Source organism: Enterococcus massiliensis, from assembly GCF_001050095.1.
In the GTDB taxonomy this organism is placed as follows: Bacteria; Bacillota; Bacilli; order Lactobacillales; family Enterococcaceae; genus Enterococcus_C; species Enterococcus_C songbeiensis.
The window spans coordinates 910,665-931,425 of record NZ_CVRN01000007.1; the positions used below are offsets into that span (position 1 = coordinate 910,665).

General features: G+C 38.1%; 21 protein-coding genes. 20 read left to right on the forward strand and 1 reads right to left on the reverse strand.

The window, feature by feature from the left end:
* Positions 1 to 129 precede the first annotated feature (129 nt).
* From BN1875_RS11670 to BN1875_RS11740, 15 genes are all read left to right on the forward strand, one after another.
* Positions 130 to 585, forward strand: a complete 456-nt coding sequence (locus tag BN1875_RS11670; RefSeq protein ID WP_048605006.1) for a GtrA family protein — start codon at positions 130 to 132, stop codon at positions 583 to 585.
* A gap of 76 nt (positions 586 to 661) precedes the next feature.
* Positions 662 to 1,270: a superoxide dismutase gene (locus BN1875_RS11675; RefSeq protein ID WP_048605007.1), complete on the forward strand. Its 609-nt coding sequence runs from the start codon at positions 662 to 664 to the stop codon at positions 1,268 to 1,270.
* Positions 1,271 to 1,438: 168 nt separating this feature from the next.
* Entirely contained in the window at positions 1,439 to 1,810 is a 372-nt protein-coding gene (locus tag BN1875_RS11680; protein ID WP_315968931.1) for a GNAT family N-acetyltransferase, read from the forward strand.
* 83 nt (positions 1,811 to 1,893) lie between these two features.
* Complete coding sequence (locus BN1875_RS11685) at positions 1,894 to 2,094, forward strand: cold-shock protein (RefSeq protein WP_048605008.1); 201 nt, start codon at positions 1,894 to 1,896, stop codon at positions 2,092 to 2,094.
* A 153-nt stretch (positions 2,095 to 2,247) separates the two neighbouring features.
* The gene (gene tagD / locus BN1875_RS11690) at positions 2,248 to 2,646 is read left to right on the forward strand and encodes a glycerol-3-phosphate cytidylyltransferase (RefSeq protein WP_048605009.1); all 399 of its coding nucleotides are present in this window, start codon (positions 2,248 to 2,250) and stop codon (positions 2,644 to 2,646) included.
* Between the two features lie 116 nt (positions 2,647 to 2,762).
* Positions 2,763 to 3,821 carry an ABC transporter ATP-binding protein gene (locus tag BN1875_RS11695; RefSeq protein ID WP_048605010.1) on the forward strand — a complete coding sequence of 353 codons (1,059 nt, stop codon included), beginning with the start codon at positions 2,763 to 2,765 and terminating at the stop codon, positions 3,819 to 3,821.
* A 45-nt stretch (positions 3,822 to 3,866) separates the two neighbouring features.
* Complete coding sequence (locus tag BN1875_RS11700; protein ID WP_048605011.1) at positions 3,867 to 4,676, forward strand: ABC transporter permease; 810 nt, start codon at positions 3,867 to 3,869, stop codon at positions 4,674 to 4,676.
* Between the two features lie 224 nt (positions 4,677 to 4,900).
* A complete protein-coding gene (locus tag BN1875_RS11705) occupies positions 4,901 to 6,019 on the forward strand; it encodes an LCP family glycopolymer transferase (protein ID WP_048605012.1) in 1,119 nt (372 codons plus the stop codon).
* A gap of 306 nt (positions 6,020 to 6,325) precedes the next feature.
* Complete coding sequence (locus BN1875_RS11710) at positions 6,326 to 8,467, forward strand: peptidoglycan D,D-transpeptidase FtsI family protein (protein WP_048605013.1); 2,142 nt, start codon at positions 6,326 to 6,328, stop codon at positions 8,465 to 8,467.
* Between the two features lie 181 nt (positions 8,468 to 8,648).
* On the forward strand, positions 8,649 to 10,517 hold the full coding sequence (locus BN1875_RS11715; RefSeq protein WP_048605014.1) for an LTA synthase family protein: 1,869 nt from the start codon (positions 8,649 to 8,651) through the stop codon (positions 10,515 to 10,517).
* A gap of 199 nt (positions 10,518 to 10,716) precedes the next feature.
* On the forward strand, positions 10,717 to 11,001 hold the full coding sequence (locus BN1875_RS11720) for a hypothetical protein (protein WP_048605015.1): 285 nt from the start codon (positions 10,717 to 10,719) through the stop codon (positions 10,999 to 11,001).
* Positions 11,002 to 13,065, forward strand: coding sequence for a cation:proton antiporter (locus BN1875_RS11725; protein ID WP_048605016.1), 2,064 nt, complete (start codon positions 11,002 to 11,004; stop codon positions 13,063 to 13,065).
* 120 nt (positions 13,066 to 13,185) lie between these two features.
* On the forward strand, positions 13,186 to 15,060 hold the full coding sequence (locus BN1875_RS11730) for an ABC-F family ATP-binding cassette domain-containing protein (RefSeq protein WP_048605017.1): 1,875 nt from the start codon (positions 13,186 to 13,188) through the stop codon (positions 15,058 to 15,060).
* Positions 15,061 to 15,072: 12 nt separating this feature from the next.
* A complete protein-coding gene (locus BN1875_RS11735; protein ID WP_048605018.1) occupies positions 15,073 to 16,017 on the forward strand; it encodes a thymidylate synthase in 945 nt (314 codons plus the stop codon).
* Positions 16,018 to 16,075: 58 nt separating this feature from the next.
* The gene (locus BN1875_RS11740; RefSeq protein WP_048605019.1) at positions 16,076 to 16,555 is read left to right on the forward strand and encodes a dihydrofolate reductase; all 480 of its coding nucleotides are present in this window, start codon (positions 16,076 to 16,078) and stop codon (positions 16,553 to 16,555) included.
* 48 nt (positions 16,556 to 16,603) lie between these two features.
* Here BN1875_RS11740 and trhA read toward each other — a convergent pair whose 3' ends face one another.
* Positions 16,604 to 17,257 (reverse strand): PAQR family membrane homeostasis protein TrhA, encoded by a 654-nt coding sequence (gene trhA / locus BN1875_RS11745; protein WP_048605020.1) that lies wholly within the window; start codon positions 17,255 to 17,257, stop codon positions 16,604 to 16,606.
* A 128-nt stretch (positions 17,258 to 17,385) separates the two neighbouring features.
* On the opposite strand from trhA, the gene BN1875_RS11750 reads away from it, so the two are divergent.
* The 5 genes from BN1875_RS11750 to BN1875_RS11770 all read left to right on the forward strand — a co-directional run bounded on the left by BN1875_RS11750 (position 17,386) and on the right by BN1875_RS11770 (position 20,761).
* Positions 17,386 to 18,228: a DegV family protein gene (locus BN1875_RS11750; RefSeq protein WP_048605021.1), complete on the forward strand. Its 843-nt coding sequence runs from the start codon at positions 17,386 to 17,388 to the stop codon at positions 18,226 to 18,228.
* 181 nt (positions 18,229 to 18,409) lie between these two features.
* Complete coding sequence (locus tag BN1875_RS11755; protein ID WP_048605341.1) at positions 18,410 to 19,303, forward strand: SGNH/GDSL hydrolase family protein; 894 nt, start codon at positions 18,410 to 18,412, stop codon at positions 19,301 to 19,303.
* Positions 19,303 to 19,944: a YpmS family protein gene (locus tag BN1875_RS11760; RefSeq protein WP_048605022.1), complete on the forward strand. Its 642-nt coding sequence runs from the start codon at positions 19,303 to 19,305 to the stop codon at positions 19,942 to 19,944. Before BN1875_RS11755 ends, BN1875_RS11760 begins: the two co-directional genes overlap by 1 nt.
* Before the next feature lie 72 nt (positions 19,945 to 20,016).
* Positions 20,017 to 20,538: a peptide-methionine (S)-S-oxide reductase MsrA gene (gene msrA / locus BN1875_RS11765; RefSeq protein ID WP_048605023.1), complete on the forward strand. Its 522-nt coding sequence runs from the start codon at positions 20,017 to 20,019 to the stop codon at positions 20,536 to 20,538.
* Positions 20,531 to 20,761 carry a YozE family protein gene (locus tag BN1875_RS11770; RefSeq protein ID WP_048605024.1) on the forward strand — a complete coding sequence of 77 codons (231 nt, stop codon included), beginning with the start codon at positions 20,531 to 20,533 and terminating at the stop codon, positions 20,759 to 20,761. The genes msrA and BN1875_RS11770 overlap by 8 nt, the downstream gene beginning before the upstream one ends.

A 20,761-nucleotide genomic window follows, 5' to 3' on the forward strand; every position in this document is an offset into this window, starting at 1 on the left:
ATGGCTTCTAAGCTATTGTAACGAAGCTATCTGTAGAAAACAAGGGAAAGAAATAAATTAATCGCTAGAGACTAGTCATTTTGTCTCATTTTAGGTATGATAATAAGGAAATATCAAAGGAGCATTGAAATGAAACTTTTTTTTTGGTTTAAAGAACAATTAGTAAAAAGAGGTCTATGGGAAATATTTATTTACCTGTTCTTTGGCGGCTTGGCGACAGTGGTAAATTTTGCTGCCTATTTTATTAGTAAAGATGTATTTCACTTCAATTATTTATATGCCAACAGTATTTCCTGGATTGCAGCGGTTTTATTTGCTTTTTTGACAAATAAGATTTGGGTTTTTCAGTCTAAATCAGAAAATTTCTGGGAATTGATTGTTGAATTTGCAAAATTTATTTTTTATCGTGTCATCTCTTATGGCATGGACATGGGAATGATGTTTCTAATGATTGACGTTTTTCATTCTGGCGATTTTCTAGCCAAATTAGTCACTCAGATATTGGTTGTCATTGCCAATTATGTATTTAGTAAATTGTTTATTTTCAAGAAAAAAATTGTCATCGAGGAAATCGACAAAGAGTAGGCATATTAATTGAAGAAACCTCCTAACTTTGATAGTGTTTACAGTGTAAAGACTATCAATCAGGAGGTTTTTTTTCATGACTTACAAATTACCAGAATTACCTTACGGATACGATGCATTGGAACCTTATATCGATGTAGAAACCATGCATTTGCATCATGACAAGCATCACAATACGTATGTAACAAATTTAAATGCAGCGATCGAAAAACATCCCGAATTAGGTGGAAAATCGGTTGAAGAATTGATTTCAGATATGTCTGCAATACCAGAAGATATTAAAACAGCTGTTCGTAATAACGGTGGCGGACATGCAAACCACAGCTTCTTTTGGGAAATCATGGCACCAAATGCTGGTGGCGAACCAACAGGAGCAATCAAAGATGCAATCAATGAAACATTTGGTGATTTTACTTCTTTCAAAAATGAATTCAAAACAGCGGCAACAGGGCGCTTTGGCTCTGGTTGGGCTTGGCTAGTTGCTTCAAATGGCAAAGTAGAAATTACTTCCACACCAAACCAAGATTCTCCATTGATGGAAGGAAAAACCCCACTTTTAGGGTTAGATGTTTGGGAACATGCCTATTATTTAAAATATAAAAATGTTCGTCCAGATTATATTGAAGCATTTTGGAATGTAGTAAACTGGGAAAAAGTAAACGAACATTTTGCAAATGCAAAATAATTCGCTACAATAGGTGAAAGGAATTTTTCCTTTCATCTTTTTTATTTGGGGGCACCGCTTATTTTAACCATGCATGAAATACAAACCACGGATGAAGTTTCAACGCTTTTTCCTGTTGTCAAAAAAATTTGGCAAGAATTTTTTACTCCAATTATCGGAGCAGAGCAAGTGCAGTATATGCTGAAGCATTATCAATCGCCAGAAAATATTTGCCAAGAAATCAGCGCGGGGGTCCATTATTTTTCTTTGACGGAGGAGCAGATTGTTGGGTATACCGCGTATGAAATCCGCTCAGATTGCGTGTTTATCAGCAAATTATACATTGACCATGAACATCGGGGAAAAGGACTGATGACGCAGATTTTTGATTGGTACGATCAGTTGGCAGACTCATTAGGACTAAAACTTCAGCTCAAGGTCAATCAAAATAATACAGAGGCATTGGCTGTTTATCAGCATCGCGGATTTACGATTGTTGATGAGTTTTATGGCGATATTGGCGAGGGATTTATCATGAACGATTTCGTCTTAGAAAAATAGTTTGCTACCGCTTACATTTTTTTGTATAATAATTGGGACGAACGTATTCGTTACTAATTTTATTCTTGGAGGCTACACAGAAGATGGAACAAGGAAAAGTAAAATGGTTCAACAATGAAAAAGGATTTGGATTCATTACAACAGAAGCTGGCGATGATATTTTTGTTCATTTTTCAGCAATTCAAGGAGATGGATTCAAATCACTTGAAGAAGGACAAGAAGTTGAATTTTCAATCGTTGAAGGAGCTCGCGGTCCACAAGCAGCGGAAGTAACGAAACTTTAATCTTCAACAAGCAGCTTTCAGGCATCCTGATACGGACGAGAAATCGTCCTTCATTGGGTGCCTTTTTGATGAACAAAGAGCTTTCTGGCAAAATATTGCTATTTTGATTATTTTTTGTTATCGTAAAGTATCATGAAAAAAAGAGGGAAAATGATGAAACGTGTAATCACTTATGGAACCTTTGATTTGTTGCATTATGGACATATTAATTTATTGAGAAGAGCAAAAGAGCAAGGGGATTATTTAGTTGTTGCTTTGTCTACGGATGAATTCAATTGGGACGAAAAACAAAAGAAATGCTATTTTTCTTATGAAAAACGTAAACAATTGTTGGAAGCAATCCGCTACGTCGATTTGGTTATTCCGGAAGAAGGTTGGAAACAAAAAGTCGAAGATATCAAACTTTACCATATTGATAAGTTTGTTATGGGAGATGACTGGGCTGGCAAGTTTGACTTCATCCAAGAACAAACAGAAGCAGAAGTTATTTATTTACCCCGAACACCAGAAGTTTCCACCACTCAAATCAAAAATGATTTAAAATTGAAATAGACTAACAGCCGAGAATAGCTCCTCGGCTGTTTATTTGTCAGAGTAATACTTTACGAGAAGAAAAAATATGGTATCATGTACATTGAATTCCTATGACACAATTATGCATGAGAAGGATGAATGAATTGGAAAATACAAACATCAAAGTAAGAAGTACGCTGGTAACAAAAGAGTATGACTTATATAAAAAGAAATCTGATAAAGTAAAAGCGCTGTTCAAATTCTATCATCGCAATGTTCCACGTTTTTGGGCGCTGAAGGGTGTCAGCTTTGAAGTAAAGGCTGGGGAATCAGTTGGGATCATTGGAATCAACGGGTCTGGAAAATCAACCTTATCCAATGTGATTAGCGGGATTATTCCGCCAACTTCCGGAACGATGGAAGTAAATGGGGACACCTCGATTATTGCTATCGGTGCTGGATTAAAGTACCAATTGACGGGATTAGAAAATATTCGCTTAAAAGCGCTGATGTCTGGTATGACCAACAAAGAAATTGACAAAAAAATGAATGAGATCGTGACTTTTGCAGATTTGGGAGATTTTATCAATCAGCCGGTTAAAAGCTATTCAAGTGGGATGAAATCACGACTGGGTTTTGCGATTGCAGTTCACAACGATCCTGATATTTTGATTATTGATGAAGCGTTGTCCGTTGGGGATGAAACCTTCTATCAAAAATGTGTGGATAAAATCGTTGAATTTAAGGAACAAGGAAAAACAATCTTTTTCGTCAGCCACTCTTTGCCACAGGTTGAAAAACTTTGTGATCGAACGATTTGGATGCATTACGGAAGTATGCGGATGTTTGGACCGACAGAAGAAGTGATGAAAGAGTACCGTACATTTATTGACTGGTTTAAGAAACAACCGAAAAAAGAACAAAAAAAATACCAAGATGAACAAAAAGAAGGGCAAAAAGCCTTTACTTTAGCAAAGTTGGCAGAAAATTATAAACAAGACAAGTGGCTGACAGAGCAAAAACTGCCGCAAACGACAGTTGAAAAAAACTTGAAACGTATCCCATTGGGGGATCGAATGAGTGGTCCTACCAAAGCAATTTTAGGTGTCGCCGTATTAGCAACTTGCTTTATGGCGCTCGTCTCCTTTAGCGACAAATCATTGATTTGGTCATTGCAGCATCCTTTGGAAATGTTGCAGCGGGTTTTTAATTAATTACAAAAAATATCTCGTGGGATATATGAGAAAAGGAAGAGTTTAGTGAAAGAAATCTCAGTAGTAATTAAAGAGCAGTTTCAACATCTGGGAATGATTTCTCGGATGTCGCGATATGAAGACAAGGCAACTTATCAGAGTCACTATTTAGGATTGGCTTGGCAAATCTTGAATCCTGCAATCCAGGTGGGAATCTATTATTTAGTTTTTGGCGTTGGTGTCAATCGAAATCGAGAAATTTCCGGCGTACCATTTATTGTTTGGATGCTGATTGGGATTACCGCTTGGTTTTATATGAATTCTTCTGTTTTGGGGGCATCGAACAGTATTCATCGCCAAGTAGGTATGGTCGCAAAAATGAAGTTTCCGGTTAGCATTTTGCCAACAATCAATATTATCAGTAATCTTACTTCTTACGCTCCAATGACGGTGATCGTTGTGGGATCACTCCTTGTTAGTGATACCATGCCGACCTTGTATTGGTTGCAGTACTTCTATTACTTTTTCTGCATGCTGGTATTTATGTTTGCTTTTGGACTATTAAATGCGACGATTACCGTTTTGATTCGCGACTACCATATTCTGCTACAGTCGATTCTACGTCTATTATTTTATGTGTCAGGACCAATTTGGGATATCAATAATCGTAATTTGCCAGTGGCTTTAGTTAAAATTTTACGGCTGAATCCCTTTTACTATATCATTGAAGGCTTTCGAGATAGTTTCTTGAGCCGCCAATGGTTCTGGGAGAAACCAAATTTTACGCTGATTTTCTGGGGAATGGTCTTTATCTTATTAATCCTAGGAAGCCATCTTCATATGAAATTCCGAGCACGCTTTGTTGATTATATTTAAAATCTGAACTGACGGAATTGAAGAACATTCAATGTTCGTCAGTTTTTTTCTCAGCAAATGTACCTAAATCTTTCTGTTTTTTTGAAAAATGGGCTTTCGTTGCGTTTCATTTTCATTTCAGAATTATTAAGATTGTGTTATAAAGCAAGTGTTGCGTTGCTCAAAGACGGAAACTATGGCAAAATTTATTCGATATTGTAAGATTGAAGAGACCGAGGTGTACCATGCGCTTATATCAGAAAATTATTTTAGCGATTCTAGGAATTATTACATTAGGAGTTGCTGGAGTAACTGTTTATGGAATCAAAATGTACCACGATGCGAACACGACTTTTAATAATATTGTTGAAAAAGTGGATCGCAAAACGTCTAAGCGGGAAAAAGAAGTGAGTATCGAAGATCGTGAACCTTTCTCCATCCTTTTGTTAGGAATCGATACAGGAGCGCTTGGTCGGACGGAACAAGGACGATCAGATAGCATGATGGTCGTCACTGTGAATCCAGAACAAAAGAAATCAACCATTGCCAGCTTGGACCGTGATATTTATACGCAAATCGTTGGTTACGATACGATGGATAAGCTGAATCATGCCTATGCATACGGCGGTGTGGAAATGTCGATGGACTCAGTGGAAAATCTGTTGGATATTCCTATTGACCACTACGTAACCATCAATATGCAGGGAATGCGAGATTTGATTGATGCGGTTGGCGGAATTGAAGTGGATAATAAAATTGATTTCACCCTTGAAGGCGTTCATGTTCCTGCAGGGAAAATCACGTTAAATGGAAAAACCGGACTAGCTTATGCTCGGATGCGTAAAGACGATCCAGAAGGGGATATTGGTCGCCAAAAACGTCAACGGGAAGTTATTACCAAAATCGTTAAAAAAGTTATGAGCTTGGATAGCGTCAGCAATTATCAAAAAATTCTCAAAGCGGTGGAAAAAAATTCTAAAACCGATTTAGCTTGGGAAGATATGCTGGATATCGCTGAAAACTACATTCCTGCTTTTGATAAAATCGAACAAGTACAATTACAAGGCGAAGGTCAGATGCTTAATGGCGTTTACTATCAAATTCTGGGAATCAATGAATTGTTAAAAGTTCAAAATGCTTTGAAAACGCAACTGGATATGCCAACGAGTGAAACGTTGCCTACAGGTGATCAATACACAAGCGGCTATGCAGAAGGTCAATTTTACGATGATAGTAATGGTTCTTATGATGCAAGTGTGCAAAATCAAGAAGACACAGGTACCTATACAGAGGGAACCGACTATTATGATTATGATGAAACCGGCGCTAACTATGAGGAAAGCTACACAGAAGGCGGCTATTAAAAAAACTGGGAAACCAGTTTTTTTTATTGCTCAACAAATATACGCAGCTTATGCACAAAACTTTTTCCACAGCGGTATTTTTTTTGATGGTGTTTCACAGGCAGCGTTTTTGAAAAAGACAAGAAAGCAATGAAAGACAATAAAAATTCTTTAGGAATAAAAAGTTTCAAGATTTTTCGTGAAACATTTTGTTGAATTTATCTGTTGTGTTTAAATATTTTTATAGTTCGCAAAAAGTCACTGCTTAACTGACTTTTTTTTGGTAAAATGAGATGGTACGCAACTGTGTCTGGAAGGATTTGGAGAATGAAAAATTTAAAAAAGAATCTACAATCAAAAAACTGGATTGAAAGCATGAAAAAAGGTGCAAAGGAACCGGAAAGTAAAGGAGCAAAACGTTCCCACGTTCCCTTTCGTTTGAATTTTTTATTTTTTGTAATTTTTGCATTATTCGTCGCGCTGATTGCGCAATTAGGCTATTTACAAATTGTAAATGGCGAAAATATCACTAAACAACTAAAATCTTCCTCAGTGATTAAGGTACAGGGCAGCACGCCGCGAGGGATGATTTACGATTCTACCGGAAAAGCGTTAGTCAGTAATCAAGCCAACCCGGCAATTACGTTTACCCGGGGAAATAAGATGACGGCAGATGACCTTTATACCATCGCAAACAAATTGAATGAACTGATCGATGTCCCTGTAGACAGCAATTTGCGAGAACGGGACAAAAAGGATTATTGGTTAGGAAATAAAAAAAATCTGGAAGAAGCAACGGAACGCTTATCTGACGAAGAAAAGAATTTAGATACCAGTGAACAGTATGCAAAAATCGTTGATAAGGTAACAGACAAAGAAATTCAATTTTCAAAAGAACAGGAAAAGGCGGCAACAATTTTTAAACGAATGAATGGCGCACAGGCCTTAAATACGATTTTTATTAAGAATAGAAATGTCACAGATGAGGAACTGGCAATCGTTTCGGAACGAACAGCAGAATTGCCCGGGGTTTCTACTGGAACAGACTGGACACGGAAATATGAAGAAAAAGGTTCCTTGAAGAGCATTATGGGCAGTGTCTCCACCGAAGAACAAGGAATCGAAGCAGAAGATTTAGAAGAATACTTGGCAAAAGGCTACGCGCGAAACGATCGTGTCGGGACAAGCCAACTGGAAAAGCAATATGAAGAAGTATTGCAGGGAACAAAAACACAATACGAGATCACCTTGGATCATGAAGGCAACATTTCGAATCAAAAGGAAGTTTTTGCAGGAGAAAAAGGTTCTAACCTTGTGCTTTCTATCAATGCAGAGTTCCAGAAAAAAATCGATGCGATTTTGAAGAAGCATTTTGAGAATTTAATCGACAGCGGACGGGCAGAATATTCGCCAGGAATTTATGCGGTAGCAATGAATCCGAATACTGGTGGTGTTTTAGCTATGTCAGGTTTTCAACATAAAACGAAATCTACTGAACTTGAAGAATACGCACTAGGCACCATTACTCATGCCTTTGTTCCCGGTTCCGTAGTGAAAGCAGGAACCTTGACAGCCGGCTGGGATGCGGGCGTTTTAAAAGGAAACGAAGTGTTGTATGATGAACCAATCAGAGTACAAGGTTCTGCAGTCAAAGGGTCAATTTATAATAAAGATGGCAGTGCCAATCAAAGTTTATCTGCACAAAAAGCGTTGGAAATTTCTTCCAATGCCTATATGATGAAAGTTGCCTTTCGTTTGTTGGGAATGGAGTACAGTTCTGGTGTGGCAATGCCTTATATTGATCAACCGGCACAGATCAAAGCATTCGATGAATTGCGAACGGCTTTTGCTCAATATGGAATGGGAACAGAAACTGGCGTTGATTTGCCAAATGAAGCCTCCGGAATCGTTACACCCCTAGAATCCTTGTCTACCAATGGTACCGGGGGATTGATTTTAGACCTTTCATTTGGACAGTATGATACCTACACGACGATCCAGCTTGCGCAATATGCCTCCACTGTAGCTAATGGTGGCAAACGAATAAAACCACATTTGGTTTCCGGCATTTATGACAATGATGAAAACGGCAATCTTGGCGAGCTGAAAAAAGCAATTGAGCCGACTGTTTTGAACACAGTAGATATTTCTCAATCAGAAATGAAAATCATCCAAGACGGTTTTTATGATGCAGTTCACGGAACTAGTGGCTGGACAACTGCAACTGGTTTGGCTTCAGCAAAAATGGATGTATCTGCCAAAACCGGTACTGCTGAAACGCTCATAATTGATGATGGCAAAGAAGTCAATTTAATCAACAGTAATTTGGTTGCTTATGGACCTTCTGAAAATGCTCAGGTATCCATCAGCATCATGATTCCCCAAATCAAGGAATTATCCGGCGATCACACAAATGTGGAGATTGCAAAAGAAATCATGGACGCGTATTATGATTTGTATATGAAATAAAAAAGGTAGGGATACACATTGGAAACCTAGAGGAATCCAGTGTGTATTTTCAGTAGAATAGAAGACTAAGAAAAAAGAGGGGGATAGATCTGAATCTCTTAATTATTGTTTATCTAATACGAAGAGAGTATAATTATTGACAGTGTAAAAATAAATTTTTGTTAAAGAGAGGGTTACTAGGTTGTATCGTTCAAAGCATAGAAAACAAAATAAGAACGGGGTCTTAAAAAAGATTGGTTTTCATTTATTATTAATGGGTCTTTTCTTATTGATATCTTATTGGTGGGTAATTGAGTTAGATAAGATTTTATTCATTGATGCAGGAGAAAATGTAGAACTTACTACTAATCATGTCGGTACATCGATGCTTTTCTTGATATTTCTCTTTTTTTATTTTCTATCTAATCGAGTGTTAGTTACTCTTTTAAGTAGCAATCTCGTTATTGCGGCTTTCTGGTTTGCGAATAAGATGAAGTGGACATCTCGAGAGAGTATAGTCAGTTTTAGTGAACTAAGAAATTTGTTTAACATAAAAGAAATGTTGAAACTTATTGATCCAAAATGGCATATTCCATTATTGATTATAACTATTGTTTCAGTTATCTTCTTAGTCTTTTTATTTCTAATTGAGGGTAAAATCAACAAAAAAATTCAGATAAATTTGAATAACAAAGTTCGAGTAGGACTGTTTTCGATATTAATATTACTTTTTGCAGTCATATATTCTCAATCCGAAATCGTTGCGTCCACGTGGTTAGGTCTAGAATACGATGCACAAAATTTTAATCCCGTTAGAAAAACTAGAGAAGATGGATTGATACCAACTTTTGTCAGAGATATCAACGCAAAACCATTTGACAAGCCTGATAATTATACAGAAAAGAAAATATTTGAAATTGGTACGTACTATCAAGGGCTAGCAAAAACGGAAAATACAAAAATGAAAAATGATCTTCGAAATGAACATACAATTATCTATTTGAGTGAAAGCTTTTGGGATATGCCCTCCCTACTTATCAATGGACCAGCGGGACCTTTTGTGAATAGCATGGTTCAGAAAAATGGGGGACACATTAAATCAACATTTATCGGAGGCGGGACCGCTAATATTGAATTTTCTGTTCTAACTAGTATGAGCTTGGACATGCATAAAGAACCTAGTGTGGTAACCCCATATACTGACTATATTTCACAAGATCAACAACATTCATCTGTTTTCTCTTTGTTTGATAACGATCAAAAGGTAGCAGCTCACCCATACAATTTTAACCTATATAATAGAAGAAATGTTTATAAAGATTTTGGAATTGATCGATTAATTGATTCGAAAGAAATACCAAATAAATATCCTCTAGAAAATGTTACAAAAGTTTCTGATAAATCTTTTCATGAATATTTGTTGTCTATAGCAAAAAAATACAGCATTATTAATGCACTGTCTATGCAAAATCACTCTTTTTATTTAAAGAATGCTGTTCCTGACTCTGATTTTACTCCTGAGGTTGATACAACCTACTTATCTAAAGGAGAAGGAAAAATTGATGATGTAGAACTTGTTAAGTCTTATTTTCGTCAGATTCATGAATCTGATAAAGCCGTTGAGTCACTAATCAATGATCTTGAAGGAGAAAATGAAGCAATAAACCTGATTTTTTTTGGTGACCACGGACCAAATTTTCTTCAGGGAAAATCTGAGACTATTGGTCCGGATGTATATCTAACCCCCTATTTCATTTATCAAAATAAGAATCGGACTAAAGTTAATGGAGCAGATACCTCAACTAAGGTTCTCTCGCCAATGTTTCTTATTCCAGAATTATTAGAGCAAGGGGAATACAAAAGAACTCCTTTCTATCAACTGGTTATTGAGTTGTACAAGGCAAATATTACTTTTGTTGGTGGTAATTATGTCATTGTTGGACAGGATAAAATTGACGATAATCAATTAAATGATAATATGAAAAAACTCGTTGAAGACTATAGACTAGTGAACTATGATCGTTACCTAGGAAATAATTATTTAGAGGAGTCTTTCTTTTCTGAGTATTAGTTAATTGGTAAATCTGTTCTAGTTGATCAATTCAAAGCTTTTCATAAAATAACCGATATTAAATAAAATATTTGTTATTCTGAAAGGCTTTTTTCCATGTAGTTCATCGAGGGTAAGAACTTTCCTTGATATTTTATTAAATAAGAGTATTTTTGGTATAAAATATATTGTAAACCATCATATTAAAGGGAGAGTTATCATGACTGAAAATTTTGAAGAGAAAATGCGTCTGCTTCATCAAGAATATGGACACTATACAGTAGAAGAACGACGGCGACTTCTCGAAGAAATGAGACGGAAAAATATTCTGACGTTTCGCAAAATCGAACGCTTGAAACATGATTTGTTACGGCTGGAAGCTAAGCGGGCACAACTGCGGTTGTCTGGAAATGAAAAAGAATTGGCACTGTTGGAAAAACGAATGCTGGAGAAAAAAGAAATATTTCTGAAAGTATTTGATAAAGCCCGGAGAAGAGGGGAATAGATGGCGTTTATCGAGTTAGTGATTTTAATTGCAGGAGCAATCACCTTCTCCAATATTTTCAATAAAATCGTTCCTGCGATTCCAATTTTCTTCTTACAAATTTTTCTGGGAATTCTACTGGGGCTGACCTCATATGGTCAATCAATTAATTTTGAGCCGGAGATTTTCTTAGTAATGATTATTGCACCACTGCTTTTCCGTGAAGGAGAACATGCTGATATTCCCATGATTCTTAAAAATTTTGGTGTGGTCTTGGCGTTGGCGTTTGGTGGCGTGCTTTTGACTTTGCTAGGGGTTGGATTATTGTTGCATCAGCTGCTTCCTTTCATTCCATTGGCGGCCTGCTTTGCTTTTGGTGCAGCGTTAGGACCGACCGATGCTGTGGCTGTGGGTTCTTTGACGAAACGATTAAAAATTTCCGAAAAAGCGGTACGGATTTTAGAAGGGGAAGGACTACTGAATGACGCATCTGGAGTTACCGCTTTTCAGTTTGCCGTAGCGGCTTTGGTTTCTGGCACTTTTTCGTGGTCAAGTGCTGGTTTTCAACTTTTTATGGCAAGTGTTGGTGGTGGTTTGGTGGGTTTTCTTGTAGTGTGGGTAAAACGCAAAATCATTCAGTTAATCGAGCAAGCTTCTGCACAAGATGTTACAGCTTATCTATTGATTGAATTATTATTGCCATTTTCAGCATATTTGGTTGCTGAAAGTTTCCACGTATCAGGAATTATTGCAGCGGTTGTCGCAGGTGTTGCACAGGCGCATGGTCGCAGAAATCCAGTTACACTGTTTACTGCAGAGTTGGCAAACGTTTCAGAAGCAACGTGGAGCATGATTGGATTTACCTTGAATGGACTAGTTTTTATTTTCTTGGGAATCGAAGTGTCACAAGTTTTTTCACCAATTTGGGAGAATACAGATTATTCCAATTGGTATTTGTTAGGCATCATCCTGCTGATTGCTTTAAGTTTATTTTTGATTCGTTGGGTATTTATTACCGCCATCTATTTTATAAAAGAAGGATGGCATAAGATGATGGAGAGTTTTTCTGAAATTCTCTTATTGACCTTCGGCGGAGTAAAGGGAACTGTCAGCCTAGCGACAATCTTTATTTTACCTGTCGTTATCCATGAGGAAACCTTTGAAAATCGAGCGCTGTTGCTGTTTTTAACTGCGGGTGTGATTTTGGTAACATTAGTGGTTGCCCTGATGGTGTTGCCGCTGCTTTCAGACGGGGAAGCAGAGCTGCCTCTTGATCGAAACCAAGTATTGATTTTAAAAGAGGTTACGAAACAGCTGAGAAAAGACCGAGAAATCGAAACTCTTTCAGAATCGGAAAACGTTGCTTTGCAATCAGTTATTGATGCGTATGAAGGGCGGATTTGGGAAACCTATGAGGAAGCTCTGACAGAAAGCGAGCAGCAAGAAGTCCAAGAAATTCAAGGATTGATTTTATCGATTGAACGAACTGGGCTAGATGAAAATTTTCGAAAAGGAAAAATCAGCCGTGACAGTTATCGTATTTATTCCCGGTTCATTACTAATTTTCAAAAATCAGCGACTCGGCAGTTTTTTTCTTTCTTAGGTTTTTGGTTCCTTGTCGTTTGGCGAATTATACGAGTGATTACCCATCCTCGGCTTTTTTTGCAACGACGTCATTCTGGGAAAAAAGAGTTGAAAAAACGGGATATCAGCGAATTACAACGGGTCTTTGAGGAAAATACGCAAGAAATCCAGCGTAGTTTGGAACATTTGCGGGATATTTATGATGAGCAACTAATTGAAGGATTTTTGCATCGTCGGCAGTCGATTATTGAGCGGTTGCAACGCTCAGATTTCTTTTTTAAGATGATGCTGGAGGGTGATCCCGCGTTTACAAAAGAAATTTTGCGGGGATATTATTTGGAGCGAAAAGTGATCGATGAATTTGAAGAAGCAGAAAAAATCACGACGTTTTCTGCCAATGATTATCGGAAACAGGTCAATTTATTGGAATCCTATGCAATCAATCAGACGGATTTTACAAGTTTGACTAATTTTTTGTGGCAAATTCGAATTGAAAAATAGTGAAAAACATCAAATTTTGGTGTTTTTCTTTTTGCCAAAATTTCTTGCAGAAACGATGAAGCTATTTTTTGGAAAGAATGAATATGTTACAATAAGCAGGAACTATCGAGGAGGGATTTTTTGAAAGAGTTAAAAGTGGCGCATTTGACGAAAACTTATGGAGAAAAAACGCTTTTTGACCAAATCTCTTTTTTGATACATGAAAAAGATCGAATCGGTCTTATTGGTATCAATGGCACAGGCAAATCCAGCCTACTGAAAATTTTGGCAGGGAAAGACAGTGGAGATGGCGATGTTACTGCTGTGTCGTATCCTAATGGGTACCGAATTGGCTTCTTGTCGCAATCAACTGATTTTTCCGATGAGGAAACAATTTTGGAAACCGTTTTTCAAGGGGAAAGTCCGGTAATCCAAACGGTTCGCCGCTACGAACAAGCCTTGTTGGCATTGACAGAAAATGAAAACGATCCTCAAACCCAAGCCAGATTTACACGAGCAGAGGAACAGATGAATGAGAATGACGCGTGGATGACGGATACGAACGCAAAGATTATTTTGCAGAAGCTGGGGTTGAAGGAGCTGCATAAGAAAATCGGTGATCTTTCCGGAGGACAGAAAAAACGGGTGGGTTTGGCTCAGGTTTTAATTGATGAACCAGATCTGCTATTGTTGGATGAACCAACAAACCATTTGGACTACGAAGCAATTTTATGGTTGGAAAACTATTTGAATCAGTATCAAGGAGCGTTGATGATGGTGACCCATGATCGGTATTTTCTCGATCGGGTAGCCAATCGCATGTTTGAGCTGTCTTTTGGAAAGCTGTATGAATACAAAGGCAATTATGAAGCCTATCTTTTGGAAAAAGCAGAGCGAGAACGAATTGCCTCTGATCAAGAGGATAAGCGCAAACAATTGTACAAACAGGAATTAGCCTGGATGCGCAAGGGAGCAAAAGCCCGCTCCACAAAACAGCAAGCCCGGATCGGTCGATTTGAAGAATTGAAAGAAAATTTGTATCAAGTTCAAACTACCGATGAGGTAGCAATCGATGTTGCAACAAAACGATTAGGCAAAAAAGTTCTAGAAATAAAGTCCGGAAATTATTCGATTGAGAATCAGCTTATTTTAAAGGATTTTGATTTGCTGATTCAGTCCAAGGAACGCTTGGGAATCACTGGTGAAAATGGGACCGGTAAATCAACGCTGCTGAATTTATTGGCGGGACGGCTGGAATTGGACAGTGGGACACTTTCAACGGGTGAAACGGTGCGACTGGCGTATTATACGCAGCAAAATGAAGCGATGGATGAAAATCAGCGGATGATCGCCTATCTGCAAGAAGCAGCAGAACAAGTGCGACAAACAGATGGCACGCAAATTAGTGTTGCGGAAATACTTGAACGTTTTTTATTTCCCAGACAGATGCACGGAACCCTTATCGGTAAATTGTCCGGTGGCGAAAAACGACGTTTGTATCTACTGAAATTATTGATTGGACAACCGAATGTTTTATTGATGGATGAACCCACCAACGATTTGGATATCTCTACTTTGACAGTTTTAGAAGATTATCTTGACAAATTTCCGGGAGCTGTAATCACGGTTTCCCATGATCGATATTTTCTGGATAAGGTTGCAGAAAAGCTATTAATTTTTAAAGGTCAAGGTCAGATTGAAGGGTATTACGGTTCCATTATGGATTATCTTCAAACAACTTCGCCAAGCGTAGAGGAACCAAAAATATCCCAGGAAAAAACAATAGCACCTAAAAAGAAAAAAATGAGTTATTTGGAACAAAAGGAATGGGAAACCATTGAAGAGGAAATTACCAAACTTGAAGAAAAGTGTGAAGAATTAACAGAAGAAATGAACCATCAAGGGGATAATTTTACGAAACTGCAAGAGTTGCAACAAGCCCTTAGTGATACGGAGACGGAACTGGAAGAAAAAATGGCTCGGTGGGAATATTTGAGTGATTTTGCAGACGCATAAAAGGAGGAAACGATGGAACAAGCATATCTGGATTTAGGACGGAAAATTTTAGAAGAAGGTCATCAAAAAGGCGATCGCACAGGAACCGGAACCAAAAGTCTTTTTGGGTATCAGATGCGGTTTGATTTAGCGGAAGGCTTTCCCCTTCTAACAACCAAACGGGTGCCTTTTGGCTTAATCAAAAGTGAATTGCTATGGTTTTTACATGGAGATACCAATATTCGTTATTTGCTTCAACAGAACAATCATATTTGGGACGAATGGGCGTTTGAGCGCTATGTACAAAGTAATGCGTATAATGGACCGGATATGACAGATTTTGGCAGACGATCTTTAGTAGATGATGCCTTCAATCAACTCTATCAAGCAGAATTAACTAAATTTTGTGGACGTATTCTTGAGGATGAGGCATTTGCGAGAGTTCATGGGGATTTGGGGCATATTTATGGCTATCAATGGCGCCATTGGGAAACCAAAGATGGCGGTTTTATCGATCAGATTAAAGAAGTGATTGAAACCATTAAAACAAACCCTAATTCACGTCGGCTGATCGTTTCTGCTTGGAATCCCGAAGATGTGCCTTCCATGGCGTTGCCGCCTTGCCACACAATGTTTCAGTTCTATGTAAATGAAGGGAAGCTAAGCTGTCAACTGTACCAACGCAGTGGGGACGTTTTTCTGGGGGTTCCTTTCAATATTGCCAGCTATGCATTATTGACACATTTAATTGCTCATGAAACAGGTTTAGCAGTGGGAGAATTCATCCATACGTTAGGTGATGCGCATCTGTACAACAATCATTTTGAACAGATGAAAGAGCAGTTGCGCCGAGAAGTTCGTCCATTTCCTAAGCTGATTTTGGCAGATAAAAAATCTGTCTTTGATTTTGATTCAGCAGATATCACTTTAGAAGGCTATGATCCTCATCCTGCCATCAAAGCACCGATTGCGGTATAGCAGGCATATTGATTTTTGCAACAGAAAAAATAAATGAATAAAAGAAGGGGGAGAAAAAATGTTAGCAGCAATTTGGGCAGAAGATAAAAATGGTTTAATTGGTCATAAAGGAACCTTGCCTTGGCGTTTGCCTAATGATCTTAGCTTCTTTAAAGAAAAAACAACCGGTCATACTATCGTGATGGGACGAAAAACGTTTGAAGGAATGGGAAGTCGTCCATTACCAAACCGAAAGACGATCGTTTTAACCAGTAATCCAACATATCAAGCTGCTGGTGTACGTGTTTTACATTCTGCGGATGAAGTACTGGCGCTAAAAGAGGAACAGCTATTTGTGATTGGTGGTGCTGTGGTTTTTGAGGCGCTACTACCCGCCTGTGATACACTTTTTCGAACAGTAATTGATGCCGAATTTGAAGGAGACACCTATTTTCCTAAGTTAGATTGGAGCAGATGGGAAAAAGTCGAAGTAATCGAGGGAATCCTTGACGAAAAAAATCGCTACCCACACCAATTTGAAATTTACAAACGCAAATAAAAAAAGACGATGCTTTTCATTTTTGAAAAGTGTCGTCTTTTTGTGAAATCAGGTAAAAAATAATATGGAAAAATAAATCAACCCGGCACCCAACATCACGAACAGATGCCAGATGACATGCATGAAGCGGATGTGTTTCATGCTATAAAAGAAGGCACCCACTGTATAAGAAACGCCTCCGCCCACCAATAAAGCTGTTCCTATAATCCCCAGTGATGCTAGTAATTGTTTGGCAGCAAGGATACATAACCAACCCATAATGATGTAGATAATCGTTGAAATTTTAGAAACGGTTTCTTTTCGATGTAAGGTAATGGACTTATAAACGACACCGCTGATCGCCATAGTCCAAATCAAGACAAATAAGGTCCAACCCAGCCATCCTCTAATGCTTAGCAGACAATAAGGCGTGTAGCTGCCGGCAATCAAAAGAAAAATTGAATCATGATCGAACACTTGAAAAACTTTTTTTGCTTTAGTAAAAATCAAACTATGAAAAAGTGTAGAACATAAAAAAAGTAAAATCATCATTGAACCATATAAGGCATAAGACACCACATGGATCGCCGACCCCATTCGTACACCCCTCACCAATAAAACAACGAGACCAGCTACGCTCAAGCCAAAGCCGATTCCGTGGGTGACCGCATTCAATACTTCATTTAAAATGAGGTATTTGCGACTAAATTTTGAATTTTCCATGAAAGCGTCCTCCTTCTTTTCTAAATAAGATGAAAATTTGATTTCTCTCTGTTATACTTGAAATAGATAAGGTTTAACCGTATTCTAACATGAAGTATATCCAGTTTTAAAGAGAGAGTGGACAAACAATGATAAAACTTAAGATAGTAACAGATTCTTCTTGCACAATGGAAAAAAGTGTTCGGGATCGTTTGAATATTCATGTGATGCCGTTATCCGTCATGATTGATGGAGTTGTTTATCCAGATGACGACAATTTGAGTGGCGAGAAATTTATGGAAATGATGAAAAACGCAAAGGAATTGCCTAAAACAAGTCAACCACCAATTGGACAATTTGTCGATCTTTACGATGAATTAGGCAAAGACGGCAGCAAGGTGTTGTCTATTCATATGACGAAAGGGTTAAGTGGAACTGTCGAAGCAGCAAGACAAGCCAGCACTCTTTCAAAAAGCAGTGTAACCGTTATTGATAGCGACACGACCGATCAGGGATTATCTTTTCAAGTTATTCGAGCAGCTGAGTTGGCACAAGCCGGTAAAGAAATTACTGAGGTTTTAGACGAAGTAGAACGGGTGCGGGAAAACACCAAATTATATATTGGTGTTTCTACGTTGAACAATTTGGTAAAAGGGGGACGAATCAGTCGTGCGACCGGAATTCTATCCAATTTGTTAAACATGCGGGTCGTGATGGACTTTGATCATTCGGAATTGGTTCCGGTAGTCAAGGGACGTGGAGCAAAGACATTCACGAAATGGTTCGATCAGCTAAAAGAAGAATTGAAAGAACTACCCAATGTAAAGCAAATCGGGATTTCCCACGCTGCGGGGCTTGAATTGACAGAAAAATTCAAATCAGAATTACAGGTGCTGTTCCCAGACATGCACATCCCATTACTGCAAACCACACCAATCATCGCTACCCATACAGGCGAAGGTGCGTTTGCCATTATGTATTACACGGAATAATTAAATGATGCAGCTTGAAGGACAATCCTTTGAGTTGCATTTTCTTGTACATAACATTTAGAAATTTCTAATTTCAGTAAACTTTCTGGGAGAAAACTACCTTTTTTAGCTTTTTTTTGCTAAAATGCTTTATACTTATAAGAAAAAAAGAAACGAATGCGTTAATTGGAGCGGGATTTTTTTGAAAATAATGAAAGGTATTATTCATCTATTATTGGTAGTCATCGGAGCATTGCTAATCTTTTTTGTGTTAAATCAGGCAATCCCAAAGGAACAAGCACGGCTAGAACCGGTTGTGGCTTCTGACAAGGACTCGGATAAGAAACCAAAAGTACACTATGTAGCAATCGGCGATTCTTTGACAGAAGGTATTGGAGATCAAACTAATCGAGGTGGTTTTGTTCCCATCGTAGCCGATGATATTCAAAGCCGATACAATTTAACTAGTGTTGAAGTCGAAAATTATGGAGTCGCTGGAGAACGCAGTGATCAAATTTTGAAACGAATGAAGAAGGATACATCCATTCAGGAGAATCTGAAATCAGCAGACTTTATTACCTTAACTGTTGGTGGAAATGATTTGATGAAGGTCATCCAAGATAATTTTTTTGGTTTGACGATTAAAACGTTTAATAAACCAATCAAAAAATACCAAGCACGGGTGACGGAATTGTTGGATGAAATTCGTACCTTGAATCAACAGGCACCCATTTATGTGCTTGGCATCTACAATCCTTTTTATCTTAATTTCCCTGAAATCACGGACATGCAGACGATTGTTGACAACTGGAACGCAGCAACTGAAAAAGCTCTTACGGAGGGAACATCTGCGTATTTTATTCCAATCAATGATTTGCTGTATCAAGGATTAGATGATAAAGTTGGTATTACCAGTGAATTGGAAGAAACGGACAACAGTTCTTCTGAAGGTAATAAGCTGTCGATTGTGGATAACAATGTTCTTTATGATGGCGATAAATTTCATCCCAATAACATTGGCTATCAATTGATGGCTAATACGGTACGAGATGAATTGATTAAAACACAAGATGAATGGATAAAGGAGCAAAACTAATGGAAAAGACACCGAAAAGAAAACAGCCGCAAAAGAAAATGTGGAAGTTTCGGGTGAAAAATCCTTGGCGCTCTGCCTTTTTGCTTTTAGTGGCACTTGTATTAGGTACCGGTTTTTTCTTTGGTTCCCGTATTTTTGCCAATCGCGAACCGAACTATAAAAAAACACCAGCTATTGTTGAGCGTCAGGGAACGCCCGTATTGACGATCAACAGCAATAAAAAGCAAGTCAATGAGTTGATTGATTTTTATTTGGAAGAATTTCAAAAGGATTCGGATGTAAAATATGAATTCACTTTAGAAAATGAAGCAATGCTGACGGGAGAGTTCAAGGTGTTGGGGTTCCCGGTTCAATTTTATTTATATTTTGATCCATATGTCATGGATAACGGCAATGTTCAATTACGAGCTAAAAGTCTGTCCATCGGTACGTTAGGTTTGCCGCTCAAAGAGGTTATGAGCATGGTCAAACGCAGTTATAAATTTCCAAAATGGATCGAAGTCAATCCCGATGATGAGAATATCATGATTCGTTTGGATCAGTTTCGAATGCAAAACGGATTATTCATGCGGGCGAACAAAATAAATCTTGTGGACGATGAAATCCAGATTAGTTTGTATTTACCAGCAACTAAAAAATAAGTGAATTGTTCTTATTTTTCGTAGAACGATGTTATAGAGTGAATTCTGATACTTAAAAAGGAGTGTTTTATTGTGGAAAGAGCAATTTTTGCCGGTGGGTGTTTTTGGTGCATGGTTCAACCTTTTGATGAAACGCCAGGGATTTATTCAGTCGTTTCAGGATATACTGGCGGACATGTTCCTCACCCAACCTATGAACAAGTATGCAGTCATACGACGGGACATACAGAAGCGGTTGAAATCATTTTTGACCCAGAAATTTTTAGTTATCAATCGTTAGTGGATATTTACTGGCAGCAGACAGATCCAACCGATGCTTTTGGGCAATTTGAGGATCGTGGCGACAATTATCGTCCCGTGATTTTTTATACGACAAAGGAGCAAAAGGCAATCGCTCAGCAAAGTAAGGAAGAGTTGCAAGCCAGTGGTCGCTTTGATCGACCAATAGTGACTGCGATTGAACCGGCACAAGTTTTTTATCCGGCGGAGGATTATCATCAAGAATATTATAAGAAAAATCCAGAAAATTTTGCCCGAAATCATGCTCGGCGTGCTGCTTTTGTAGAAAAAAATTGGGGGAACTTGGATGTATAAAAGTTTTTACCACTATTTAATGGCCGTCAAGGGACCGAATCACCGTGATGAAGCACAGGTTTTCGCCACCCATGCGAGCCACGATATCCAATTTCCAAAACAGTCGACGGATTACCACGAATTATCTACTTATTTGGAGATGAGTGTGGATTATCTGCCAACGATGGATATTTTTGATCGTCTATGGGAAAGATATCTTGAAGAAAATAAAAAAAAAAACTGA